Annotated in this window: 13 protein-coding genes; 7 read left to right on the forward strand and 6 right to left on the reverse strand. The window is 76.7% G+C overall.

All coding sequences use genetic code 11. From position 1 onward, the window contains the following. The first annotated feature begins 62 nt into the window (after nt 1-62). The 4 genes from ABZW03_RS27310 to ABZW03_RS27325 all read left to right on the forward strand — a co-directional run bounded on the left by ABZW03_RS27310 (nt 63) and on the right by ABZW03_RS27325 (nt 4363). Nucleotides 63-1613, forward strand: coding sequence for a hypothetical protein (locus tag ABZW03_RS27310; RefSeq protein WP_355263599.1), 1551 nt, complete (start codon nt 63-65; stop codon nt 1611-1613). Between the two features lie 170 nt (nt 1614-1783). Then, nucleotides 1784-2806, forward strand: a complete 1023-nt coding sequence (locus ABZW03_RS27315) for a DUF5937 family protein (RefSeq protein WP_355263565.1) — start codon at nt 1784-1786, stop codon at nt 2804-2806. A gap of 250 nt (nt 2807-3056) precedes the next feature. Continuing rightward, nucleotides 3057-3431: an SH3 domain-containing protein gene (locus ABZW03_RS27320; protein ID WP_355263568.1), complete on the forward strand. Its 375-nt coding sequence runs from the start codon at nt 3057-3059 to the stop codon at nt 3429-3431. Nucleotides 3432-3598: 167 nt separating this feature from the next. After that, complete coding sequence (locus ABZW03_RS27325; protein WP_355263571.1) at nt 3599-4363, forward strand: hypothetical protein; 765 nt, start codon at nt 3599-3601, stop codon at nt 4361-4363. A gap of 309 nt (nt 4364-4672) precedes the next feature. Here ABZW03_RS27325 and ABZW03_RS27330 read toward each other — a convergent pair whose 3' ends face one another. Continuing rightward, on the reverse strand, nt 4673-5176 hold the full coding sequence (locus ABZW03_RS27330; protein WP_355263574.1) for a cupin domain-containing protein: 504 nt from the start codon (nt 5174-5176) through the stop codon (nt 4673-4675). Between the two features lie 96 nt (nt 5177-5272). Then, a complete protein-coding gene (locus ABZW03_RS27335) occupies nt 5273-5734 on the reverse strand; it encodes a MarR family transcriptional regulator (RefSeq protein ID WP_355263577.1) in 462 nt (153 codons plus the stop codon). Between the two features lie 146 nt (nt 5735-5880). Here ABZW03_RS27335 and ABZW03_RS27340 point away from each other — a divergent pair, with 146 nt between their 5' ends. Further along, nucleotides 5881-7380 (forward strand): alpha/beta hydrolase, encoded by a 1500-nt coding sequence (locus tag ABZW03_RS27340; protein ID WP_355263580.1) that lies wholly within the window; start codon nt 5881-5883, stop codon nt 7378-7380. Here the strand turns inward: ABZW03_RS27340 and ABZW03_RS27345 are convergent. Then, the gene (locus tag ABZW03_RS27345; RefSeq protein WP_355263582.1) at nt 7335-8357 is read right to left on the reverse strand and encodes an alpha/beta hydrolase; all 1023 of its coding nucleotides are present in this window, start codon (nt 8355-8357) and stop codon (nt 7335-7337) included. The genes ABZW03_RS27340 and ABZW03_RS27345 overlap by 46 nt on opposite strands. Nucleotides 8358-8486: 129 nt before the next feature. Between ABZW03_RS27345 and ABZW03_RS27350 the strand changes: the two genes are divergently transcribed. Next, on the forward strand, nt 8487-9101 hold the full coding sequence (locus ABZW03_RS27350; RefSeq protein ID WP_355263584.1) for a TetR/AcrR family transcriptional regulator: 615 nt from the start codon (nt 8487-8489) through the stop codon (nt 9099-9101). 59 nt (nt 9102-9160) lie between these two features. On the opposite strand, the gene ABZW03_RS27355 is transcribed toward ABZW03_RS27350, so the two are convergent. Continuing rightward, nucleotides 9161-10051, reverse strand: coding sequence for a LysR family transcriptional regulator (locus ABZW03_RS27355; protein WP_355263587.1), 891 nt, complete (start codon nt 10049-10051; stop codon nt 9161-9163). Nucleotides 10052-10116: 65 nt separating this feature from the next. Here ABZW03_RS27355 and ABZW03_RS27360 point away from each other — a divergent pair, with 65 nt between their 5' ends. Continuing rightward, nucleotides 10117-10902, forward strand: a complete 786-nt coding sequence (locus tag ABZW03_RS27360; protein WP_355263590.1) for an NAD(P)-dependent oxidoreductase — start codon at nt 10117-10119, stop codon at nt 10900-10902. 17 nt (nt 10903-10919) lie between these two features. On the opposite strand, the gene ABZW03_RS27365 is transcribed toward ABZW03_RS27360, so the two are convergent. Both ABZW03_RS27365 and ABZW03_RS27370 read right to left on the reverse strand, forming a co-directional pair. Beyond that, nucleotides 10920-11183 (reverse strand): hypothetical protein, encoded by a 264-nt coding sequence (locus tag ABZW03_RS27365; protein ID WP_355263593.1) that lies wholly within the window; start codon nt 11181-11183, stop codon nt 10920-10922. 28 nt (nt 11184-11211) lie between these two features. Then, nucleotides 11212-11739: hypothetical protein (locus ABZW03_RS27370; RefSeq protein ID WP_355263596.1), on the reverse strand; the 528-nt coding region annotated here is incomplete at its 5' end.

An 11739-nucleotide genomic window follows, 5' to 3' on the forward strand; every position in this document is an offset into this window, starting at 1 on the left:
GGTCGCAGGGGGCCGGCCGCGCGCTGCTCCCCCGGTCGCGGGCCGGCGGCGACCGGGGGCCGATGCGGCGGTGTGCGCCCGGCGCCGAGCATGGCCGGGTGACCGAGATCATCGCGGGACCGTCCCTGTCCCCCCTGGAAGTCCTCGCCCTGCTGGGCGCCCTCGCGCTGGTGGCGGCGCGCTGGCTCGCGCCCGCCGCCCGCCCGCGCGTCACGATCGCGGCGGGGGCGGTGCTCGTGCCGTCCGCGCTCGTGCTGGGGGTGACGGGCCTGCGCTGGCAGCTGCTGCCGGTGCTGGCGGGCGCCGCCCTCGCGGCGCCGTTCGCCGTCGCCCCGCTGCTGCGCCACCGCATCGGCCGCCGCACGGGCCGCGGCACCGGCCACGACGCGGACCCCGGCGCGGACGGCGGTACGGCCCGGCCGGCGTGGCGGGCCCGCTGGTGGCTGGCGCTGCCGGGTTCGGCGGCCTGCGCCGGCCTGATCGCCACCGGCCCGGTGGCCGCCTGGGCCTTCCCGGTGCCCGAATTCCCCGAGCCGTCGGGCGACTTCGCCGTCGGCACCCGCGTACTGCAGTGGACCGACCCGGGCCGCCCCGAGACCTTCACCGCCGACCCGGACGACCGGCGCACGGTCGTGGTCCAGCTCTGGTACCCCGCCCCGAAGAGCCCCGCCGGCACGCCGCGGGCCCCGTACCTGGGCCGCACCGAGCAGGAGGCGCGCACCGTCGCCGACGCCCTCGCCCACGGGGTCGGCCTGCCGGGCTTCCTGCTCGACGGGGTTGCGCGCGCCCGCGGCCGTTCGGTCGTCGACGCCCCGGTGGACGGCGCGGCGGGACGGCTGCCCGTCGTGCTGTTCTCCCCCGGGTCGGGCGGGGTGCGCACCCAGAACACCGCCTGGGCCGAGGAGTTGGCCGGCCACGGCTACCTGGTGGCCGCCCTCGACCACCCCTACGACTGCGCCGCCGTCGTCCTCGCCGACGGCCGGACGGTCCGCTCCGCGACCGCCTCCAGCGGCGACCGGGACCAGGACGACGAGCTGGCGGCCGGCTGGACGGCGGTCCGGGCCGCCGACCTGCGCTTCGTCCTCACCCGGCTGGACGCCCTGGACCGGGGCGAGAGCGCCGACCCGCTGAACGGCCGCCTGGACACCGCCCGGGCCGCGGTGACCGGCCACTCCATGGGCGGGGCCGCCGCCCTGCAGGCGGCCCGGCAGGACCGGCGCTTCGGCGCCGTCGTCGACCTGGACGGCTACCCCCACGGCCCCGCCTCCCCCGCCCTCACCCGGCCCGTGCTCGCGCTCACCCAGGCCCTCACCCCGGCGACCGACCCGCGCTACCCGCCCCGCCTCACCGAGGCGCTCGCGGCCGGCACCGCGCCGGGCTACCGGCTCACCGTCCCCGGCGCCGCCCACCTCACCTTCACGGACGCCCCCCTGTACCTGCCGCCGCTGCCCTCGCTCGTCGGCTCCCTGGGCCGCACCGAGAGCCCGCGCACCGTCGCCGGGGCCACCCTCGCCTTCCTGGACGCCGTCCTGCGCGAGCGGCCCGGCGACCCGGCCGGCGCCCTGTCGGCCTACGGCGACCTCACCGTCCACCGCCCGGACGCCGGCCGCTGACGGGCGGCCGCAGGAAGCGGACCGCCGGACGCGGACGACTGCCGGGCGCGGACAACGGGACCGTCGACCGGACGGCCGCGCCCGGCGAGGATGGCCGTACCCGGCGGACGGCCGCCGGGCGGCCAGGGGCAGCAGGGGCCCAGCCGGGGCTTCGGGGAGAGGGCGACGACATGCCGTTACGCATCCACTTCACCGTGCAGGACCTCGCGCGCACCCGCGTCACCGACGAGCCCGCGCCCTGCATCGAACTGAGCAGCGCGGCACGGCAGTTGCAGGGCCGCACCCATCCGGTACGGCTCGGGGCCTGGCGCCGCCGCACGCTGTCCGCCCTGCACCCCGCCTCGCGCATGGCCCTCGCGCTGATGCCCCGGCACGGGCGGGTCCCCGAGTTCCTCAGCGGGTCGCACAGCACGACCCCCGCCGAGCTGGTCGAACAGGTCCGCGCCACGCCCCGCGGCCGGATCCGGGCCAGCCTGGAGCGCACGGCCCGGCACCAGCCGCTGCCCTCCTGGGCCCGCCGGCTGCCCGACGACCCGCTGCTGCTGCGGCAGTTGTGCGACAGCCTGGAGCACGTGGCCGGCCACGCCCTCGCCCCGCACTGGCAGGAGCTGCGGGCCATGACGGCGGCCGACGCCGCGGTGCGCTCCCGCCAGCTGCTCGGCGGCGGCGTCGAGACCCTCCTCGCGCGCCTCAACCCGCGGTGGGTGCGCTGGCGGGCGCCCGTGCTGGAGGTCGCGATGCTCTCCGGCCTGGACGCCGACGTGCACCTGGCCGGGCGCGGGATGCTGCTCCAGCCGTCGGTGTTCGCCGTCGGGTCCCCGGTCGTCAACCTCGACGCGGTGCCGCAGCCCGTCCTGTCCTACCCGGTGGCCCGGCTCCAGGAGGGCGCGGCCGCACCGCTGTTCGCGTCCTCCCGCTCCGACGCCGGCCGGGCGGCACCGGCGGTCGACGCCGTCGGGTCCCTGCTGGGCCGCACCCGGGCCGCCGTGCTCGACGCCGTCGCCCGCCACCCGGGCTGCTCGACCCGGCAACTCGCCGCGCTCGTCGGCATCGCCGAGGCCAGTGCCAGCGAGCACGCCACGACGCTGCGCGCCGCGGGCCTGATCGACACCCACCGGGACCGCCGCACGGCCGCCCACGTCGCCACTCCCACGGGCCTCGCCCTGCTCGACGCGCCCTCCGCACGGCCCTGACCGCGACCGGAACGCCCGCCCGGGCCCCGGGCGCGGCTCCCGTGCCGTCCCGGCCTGCCCGGGAATGGCCCGAATGCCGTGGTTCGGGCCGGACCGAATCTCGTCGAGGAGGGGCCGGGCGGCCGTGCAGTCTGAACGCAGGTGCCGGGAGGCCGGGAGCCGAGGGTCCGCACCGGCCCCGACGGGCCCCGGGCCGTCCCGCGCACCGCGGCAGTCACGGTCGAGAGAGCGAGAGAGGACGCACATGTCGATGAGGAAGAGCGTGGCCGTGCTGGCCGCCACCCTGGTCGCCGGCACGGCGCTGGCGATGGCTCCGACGGTGGCAACCGCCGGGACCTCCGGGGAGGCCGGCCTCCTCAGCTGCACCCACGCGTGGTCGAACCAGGACCCCGACGGCAGCAACCCGAAGACCATCACCCGCAGCGGCGTGAACGTCCGCCAGGGCCCGCACACGACGTGCGGCAGCGTCGGCACGCTCAACCCGGGCGACCAGGTCTTCTATCACTGCTTCACCACCACGCAGGGCGACGGGACGTGGACCCACCTGCGCAAGGCCGGCACCACGCTGAACGGCTGGGTGAAGGACACCCTGCTCCCGGACGGCGGCAGCAACTACCCGTGCTGACCTGAACCCGGGCGCCCCGGCACCCGCCGCCGGGGCGCCCGGCGGAAGCGGTCGGCAACCGTACGGCCACGGAGGGAAGTTGAGTACGGGAGCGGATTGCGGCCCGGGCCGCCGGCGGGCCAGGGTGTGGGCGCAGACGCGTGTGCGACCCGAGAGGACCCCGGCCGGTGAAGAAGCTGCTGAAGGACCTGGCGATGAGCCTGCTCCTCCTCGTCGCCATGCTGGTGAACCCGCTCCTCAACGGCGCGCAGTCGCTGGCGGCGCAGCGCTGGCCCACCGAGCGGCGCAAGCTCAAGCTGGTCGACACGCCGCGGGCGCGGGCGGCCCGGGCGGCGGAGCGGGAGCGGATCCGGGGGCTGGTCGAGGCGCTGGGGGCGGTGGAGGGGGTCGAGCACGTGCTGACCCAGGTCCTGGACCAGTCCACCCGCCCGACCTTCCACGACCGGGACAGCCCCCGGCACACCCTGCTGGTCTGCCGGATCTACGCCCGCGCCTACTTCGTCGTGCGGGAGGACGTCCTCGACGTCCTGCCGCGGATCGCGGCGGCGGGCGTGGCCGACTGGCAGGCGCACGGCCAGGGGCCGGACCCGCAGGGGAGCCTGGAGCACGCGCTGCGCTGGTACCGCGACGGCGGTGTCGACGCCCATGGCCGGCGGATGGGCTCCCCCTGCCTGTCCAGCCCCGGCGCGACGCTGACCTGGGACCGGGACGGCATCCCGCACCGGGACCCGATCCCGGCGGGCCCGTACATCAACCGGCTCTTCGTGCTGGAGCAGACCCCGCCGGACGCGGACGCGGCGCAGCTGCTGCGCGAGGCCCGGGCGGACGGGCGGGGCGTGGTGCTGGAGCTGGCCTTCGGGGCGGACTGGGTCGACTACTGCCAGTACCACAAGGTGGCGCGCGGCGGGTTCGCGGGGCGCGGGCGGCTCTGAGCGGGCGGCCCCGGGGCGGGCCCCGGGGCAGGGCTTCGGCGGGCGGCGGGGCTCCGCCCGGACGGCCTGCGGGGCCGGTCCGGGCGCGCTCACCCGTTCAGCCGCGGCCCAGCAGGTTCAGCACTGGGGCCGGCGGCCGTGGTTGGCCCCGCGCCTGGCCCTGGCCTTCTTCTTGCGGCGGCGCTTCGACGACATGGCCACTCCTCTCGCTACCGGGACACCCCCGGTCTCCCACCGTTCCACACCCGGGCGGACCCGGCCCGTCGAGCGGCGGGCGCGGCCGTCGCCCGGAGTCGTCACGCACGGCCGTCACGCGCAGGCCTCCAGGGCCGCGCGCCAGGCCGGGCTGTCCACGTAGTGGTTGTCGAAGCGCTCCGCCGAGGCGGCGATCGCGCTCGGGTCGCTCTCGCCGCGCATGACGCTGCCGAGCAGGCGCAGGTAGTCGAAGCGGTCCGTGCCGGGGGTGAACACGCACAGCACGTCGGCCTCGGCGCCGGGGGCGGCGGCGAAGGCGTGCGGGGTGTGCGGGGGCACGGCCAGGAAGTCGCCCGCGCCGAGCACGGTGACCTCCTCGCCGACCAGCACCCGCAGCGAGCCGCCGATCACGAAGAACAGCTCCCACGCCCGGGTGTGGAAGTGCGCGGGCGCCCCGGGGGCGCCGGCGGCGAAGGTGGAGCGGTAGGCGGTGAAGCCGCCGTCCGCCGGGGCCGAGTCGGCCAGCAGCGTCATGGTGGCGCTCGGGTCGGTGCAGGTCTCGGCCTCGGCGCGGCGGGTCAGCACGGGGGCGGCGGGGGCGGCGGTCGTCGTCGTCATGCGACCAACCTACGGCCGGAAAGACCCGCGTTCAGGTGGCAATCAGCGGTCGTTTACATGGGTCAATTCCTCCTGCGGCAGTGTCGGGGCGGGCCGTCAGTCAGCGAGGTTCCCGTTGCCGCCCATGTTCGCCACGATGCGGCGCAGCACGTTGACCGTGGTCACGAACTCGTCGGTGTCGACGCCTTCGTGGGCGCGCTCGATGACCTGGCGGTTGCGGTCGTGGGCGCGTCGGCGGCCGGCCTCGCCCTGGGCGGTCAGGGTGAACGTACCGTCGGGGTCCTCGGTCAGCCAGCCGCGGGCGATCAGGTCGTCGTAGACGGTGTCGAAGGCGGTGTCCTGGTGGTCGTACGGGGCGAGCCGTTCGGTCAGGGTGGTGCGGGTCCAGCCGCCGGGGCGGCCGGAGGCGTGGTTGAGCGTCCACCAGTGGGGCTGGGTGAGGCCCTCCACGGCCAGTTGCTCGCGCAGGCCCCCCACCACGAGGTGGTAGACCTGGCCGGTCCACGCCCCGATCGGCTGGGCGGCGATGGCCTGCGGCTCGTACGTCTTGATCGTCACGTTCCGTGCTCCTTCTGGTGGTCCGTCGAACGGCCCCCGGGCCGTCCGGATGCGATCGACCGTAGGACCTCAAGTCGACTTGAGGTCAAGGCGGTTCGGCGGGCCGGGCCGGTGGGTGGTGTCAACTCCCTTCTAGGGTGGGGGACATGAAGACCTTCGCGGCGCTCGCCGCCGCCCTCGCCCTCGCCGGGGCCGCCGTGCTCGGCGCGGCCGCCCCGGCCTCCCCCGCGTCCTCCGACGACGGGCTGGAGCGCTACCGCCGCCAGCCGCTGGCCTGGTCCCCCTGCCAGGAGCCGCGGTTGGCCGCCGCCGGCACCGAGTGCGCGTCCCTGACCGTCCCGCTGGACTACCGCGAGCCGCAGGGCCGCACCCTGGCGCTGGCCGTCTCCCGGATCAGGGCCGCCGACCCCGCCGCGCGCCGGGGCGTGCTGCAGACCAACCCCGGCGGGCCGGGCAACCGCGGGCTGGAGATGCCGGCCGCGCTGCGCGAGCGGCTGGCGCCCGGGACGGCGGCGGCGTACGACCTCGTCGGCATGGACACCCGCGGGGTCGGTGCGAGCGGCGGCCTGGACTGCGGCCTCACGCGCGGCAGTTGGCTGCGCTCGGCGGGCGCCTCCGCGGCCGGCTTCGCGCGGAGCCTGCGCCTGGCCGAGGCCGACGCGAACGCCTGCTGGGACCGGTACCCCGGCCTGCTGCCCCACCTGACCACCCGCAACATCGCCCGGGACGTCGACGTGCTGCGCGCCGCGCTGGGCGAGCGGCGGACCTCCTTCTTCGGGCAGTCCTACGGCGCGCTGCTGGGCGCGGTGTACGCGCAGCTGTTCCCGCGGCGCGTCGACCGGCTGGTGCTGGACAGCGCGCTCGACCCGGCCCGGTACGGCGTGCGGACGATCCAGGACATGGCCGGCCCCAACGAGCGCGCCCTGGACGACTTCGCCGCCTGGGCCGCGCCGCGCGACGCCGACTACCGCCTGGGCGCGACCCCGGCGGCGGTGCGGGCCACCGTGGAGGGCCTGGTGCGCCGGGCCGAGGCCGAGCCGATCGCCGTCGACGGGTTCCGGCTGGACGGCGCGCTGCTGCCGGTGCTGCTCGCCGTCTGCCAGAGCGACGACCGGGACAGCGCCCTCTACGCGGACGTGCTGCGCCAGCTGCTGGACGCCGCCGACGGCCGGCCGGTGCGGGTGAGCCCGGTGCTGCACGAGCTGCTGACCGTCGTCCTCGACCCGGGCCCGGCCGGCGGCGCGGACCTCGCGGCCGCGCTCGGCATCCTGTGCGACGACGCGGCGTGGCCGCGCGCGGCGCGGTGGTACCGGGAGGCCGTCGAGCGTTCCCGCGCCGCCCAGCCGGTCTTCGGCCCGGTCTACAACGGGCCGGTCCCGTGCGCTTTCTGGCGCGGTGCGCCGCTGGAGCCGCCGGTGGAGGTCCGCAACGCCGTCCCGGCCCTGCAGCTGCACGCCACCGGGGACACCCACGCCGTCTACGAGGGCGCCCTGGCCCTCCACGCCCGGCTGTCCGGCTCGCGCCTGGTCACCGTCCCGGGCCGGGTCCACACCGTCCACCTCAACGGCTACAGCGCGTGCGCCGACCGGGCCGTCGACGCCTACCTGTCGACGGGGGCGCTGCCGGCGGCGGACACCGTCTGCTGAGCCCGGTCCGCCTGCTGGGCCCGGTCCGCCGACTGCGCGCGCGAGCGGTACGGCGCCAGGAACGCGGTCAGCGCCGACAGCATCGCCTGCGGGGCCTCCTCGGCCGGGTAGTGCCCGCACCCGGGCAGGACCAGGGTCCGCACGTCGTCGGCGGCGAGCTCCATGGTCGCGCCGACCGCCGCCCCCAGGTTCCGCTCGCCGCCGATCGCCAGGACGGGCAGGGCCAGCCGATGGGCGGCGCGCTGCCGGTTCTGCGCGATGGTCGCGTCCAGCGCGCGGTAGAACTCGAAGCTGCAGCGCAGCGCCTCCGGGTCGGCGGCGAGGGTGTCGACGTAGTGCCGCACGGCGTGCTCGGGCAGGGGCTCGGCGGCCTTCGTGGCGAACTGGTGGCCGAAGTAGAGGTGTTCGCGTCCGCTGACCAGGCGCTCGTTGACGTCGGCGAGGCGGTTGAAGGCGAAGTGCCAGAGCCGGTCGTTGGCCTCCTGGCCGCCGAAGAGCGGCGGGGAGGGGGAGAGGCCGGGGATCGCGGCCTCGGCGACGGCCAGGCGCTCCAGCCGCTCGGGGTGGTCCGCGGCCAGGGCGTAGCCGGTCCACATGCCGACGTCGTGGCCGACCATGGCGAAGCGCTGGTGCCCGAGCGCGTCCATCAGCGCCACCAGGTCGCGGGCGAGCGTGCCGGTGTCGTAGCCGTCCCGGGGCTTGTCGGACAGGCCGACGCCGCGCGGGTCGACCGCGACGACGTGGAAGTCCCGGGCCAGGGCGGGCATCAGCAGGCGCCAGGCGTACCAGGTCTGCGGCCAGCCGGCCAGCAGCAGCAGCGGCGGGCCCTCGCCGCCGGTGACGGCGTGCAGGCGCAGCCGGCCGGTGTCGACGTACCGGCTGGTGAAGGTCCGCGCGAAGCCGGCCGGCAGGCTCGGCGCCCCGGTGGCGGAACCGGGGCCCCGGGGTGCGGGCAGGGGGGCTGACGAGGGGCTCATGACCGTTCCTTTCGGGTGTGCGGGTCGTCTACGCTAGCCATCTTGGACCGATCGGTCAAAGATGTGTGACCGATCGGTCAAAGATGCGGGTAGGCTCGTCCCGCAGACGGGAAGCAGGAGGTGCACGCGGTGTCCGGCCGGAAGCAGTTCGACGTCGACGCGGCCCTGGACCAGGCCATGCGGGTGTTCTGGCAGCGCGGGTACGCGGACGCCTCGCTGGACGCCCTCGGCTCCGCCACCGGCCTCGGCCGCGGCTCCCTCTACGGCACCTTCGGCAGCAAGGACGCCCTGTTCCACCGGTGCCTCGAGCGCTACGCCGCGCTCTACGGCGCCCGGTACGAGGACGCGTTCGCCGCGCACCCCGGTGATCCGGTGCGCGGCGTCGAGGCGTTCTTCGAGGTCGTCCTGGAGCGCATCGCCGACCCGTCGCTGCCCGCCGGGTGCCTCATCGCCCAGTCCGCCGCGCAGTCGCCGACGCTGACGCGGGAGAGCGGCGAGCGGGTGCGCGGCCTGCTCGACCGGCAGCACCGGCGGGTGCGCGCCGCACTGGCGGACTCCTCCTCGGCCGGCCCCGGGACGCTCGACGAGCTCGCCACGTTCGTCGTCGCCGTCAACCAGTCGCTGGCCGTCCTGAGCCGGGCCGGCGCCTCGGACACCGAGCTGCGGTCGGTGACCCGGCTGGCCTGCGCGACGGTGGCGCGGTCCCTCGCCGGCCCGGCCCCCGGGCACCCGTCCCCGGCCTGACGGACGCCGGCCGCCGGCCGCCGCCGGGGACGCATCCGTCACCGGGGACGCGTCCGCCCCTACTCCCCCGCCTCCTCCCGCAGGTACGCCTCGAAGGCCTCGACCGCCGGCGGCACCCGCCGCCCGCGCAGGGTGACGGTGCACACCTGCCGGACCGGGGTGTCCTCCGGGTGCAGGGGGATGAGGGCGGTGCCGGGGCGGCTGACCCGGGCGGCGAGGGAGGGGATGAGGGTGATGCCCAACCCCGCGGCGACCAGGCCGAGTTTGGCCGTCCAGGCGGCCACCGCGTACTCGATGCGGGGCTGGAAGCCGCTGCGCACGCAGGCGGCGAGCAGGGTGGACTCGGCGTGGCGGCGGGCGGCGATCCACGGTTCGTCGGCGAGTTCGGCCAGGCGCAGGCGGCGGCGCCGGGCCAGCCGGTGGCCGCGCGGGAGGGCGACCAGCACCGGGTCCGCCATCAGCGGGCGGACGTCGAACTGGTCGCCGTGGTCGTCGGGTTCGGTGTACGAGGCGACCAGGGCGAGGTCGATCGCCCCCTCGGCCAGCAGGTCCAGCAGGTGGGCCGTCAGCCCCTCGGTGAGGCTGATCGCCACGCCCGGGTGCGCGGCGCGGAAGGCGGCGAGGGCGCCGGGGACGAGGGCGGCGTTGGCGCTGTCGAAGGCGCCCACCCGCAGCCGCCCGGCGGTGAGTTCGGTGAGGGCGACCAGGTCGCGCCGGGTGGTGTCGAGCCGTTCCAGCATCGCCTCGGCGTGCGGCAGCAGGGCCCGGCCGTGCTCGGTCAGCCGCACCCCGCGCGCCAGCCGGTCGAACAGCTGGGTGCCCAACTCGCCTTCCAGCGTGGCGATCTGGCGGGAGACCGCGGACTGGGTGAAGCCCAGCCGCTCGCCGGCGGCGGTGAAGGACCCCAGGTGTGCGACGGTGCGGAAGACGTCCAGCCAAGCCATGTCCATTGCGCATGACTACCATGCGGGACATTCGCTTGTCGCGTGTCTGGCGGCTGCCTAGCGTGGTGGCCATGGAGAAGATCGCATTTCTGGGGCTGGGCCGGATGGGCCTGCCGATGGCCCGTCGGCTCGCCGCCGCCGGCTACCCGTTGACCGTCTGGAACCGTTCCCCCGGCCGCGCCGGGGACCTCACCGAGGCCGCCACCCCGGCCGAGGCCGTGCGCGGCGCGGACGTCGTCGTCACCATGCTGTCCGACCCGGCGGCCGTCGCCGAGGTGGCCGGACGGTTCACGGCCGGGCTCGCGCCGGGCACGCTGTGGATCGACATGTCCTCGATCGGCCCGCGCGCCACCGCCGAGCTGCGTGCCCGGCTGCCCGACGGCGTCGCCCTGGTGGACGCCCCGGTGGTCGGCAGCGTGGGCCCGGCGGCCACCGGCGCACTGGGGGTCTTCGCGGGCGGCGAGGACGCCGACCTGGACCGCGCCCAGCCCGTCCTGGAGCACCTGGGCCGGGTGCGGCGCTGCGGCGGCCCGGGCTCGGGCGCGGCGCTGAAGGTGGTGGTGATCGGCGCGATCGTCGCCTGCGTCACCGCCTTCGGCGAAGCCGTCGCGGTGGCCGGGGAGTTGGGCGTTCCGCAGGAGCAGGTGCGGGAGGTGCTGTCGGTCGGGCCGCTCGCGGGGGTGGTGGCCCGGGCGTACGGCACGGACGCGGACTTCCCGGTCCGCCTGGCCGCCAAGGACCTCGCCCTGGCGGACGGCGGCCCGGTGCTGACCGCCGCCCGCGAGGTCCTGCTGGCCCACCCGGGGATCGCCGAGCAGGACCTGTCGGCGGTGGTGGGGGCGCTGCGGCGGGCGTAGGCCCGCCGCGGGCTCGCTCAGCTGTCGGGCCGCTCCCCGCCCGCCTCGTGGTGGACGTGGATGTCGCCGTGCATCGCGGTGTAGACGGTGCTGTGGCCGCTCGCGGTGTTGTTCATGGTGGAGTCCCCGGCCCCGGAGCCGGCCCCGGAGCCGGCCTCGGGGCCGGGCGCAGCGGGCTGCGGGGAGGTGACCTCCACGTGGTTGTCGTGGCCGACCACGATCGGGGCGGTGGCGTCGCCGCCGATGCGGACGGTGTACCGGTCGCCGGACTCGGCGGGCATGGGGAACTCCTTGTGCTGGAGGGGGTGGTCAGGAAACGCGGGTCCAGGTGCCGCAGACGGAGCACTGGAGGCGCTCGGTGGACGTGCCCGGGGGCGTCGCCTGCACCGTCTTGAAGTCCTGGGAGAGCTGGAGGTTGAGCGCGGAATGGCCGGTCACCGGACCGCAGGAGCCGTACGAGAGGTCGTGGACGGGAACGTTCGCCCGGTAGCTGTGCCCGCTCCCGGTGATGCTGATCGAGTTGGGCGTCGTCGTCGCGGTGCAGTCCTGCATGGTGAACCCCGAGCCGGACGAACGGATCTGGATCGCGCCGGCCGGCGTCGACCATACCCCGGCGAGGCTGTCGGGGCTCGACGCACGGGCGGGGCTGTCGGTGGTCGACGTCGACCACTTCTCGATGAACGCGACGATGCTCTCCCGCCCGGCGTACCCGCCGACCAGGACGACCACCAGGAGCACGACCTTCGCCAGGACGGCCGAACTCGCCGCGCCGGCCCCGGCCGTGGCGGCCGTGGCGGCGGTGGCTGCCCCGGCCCCACCGGTGGCGGCGGAGGTGCC

Origin of the sequence: Kitasatospora sp. NPDC004799 (assembly GCF_040609095.1) — a bacterium.
Classification (GTDB): Bacteria; Actinomycetota; Actinomycetes; order Streptomycetales; family Streptomycetaceae; genus Kitasatospora.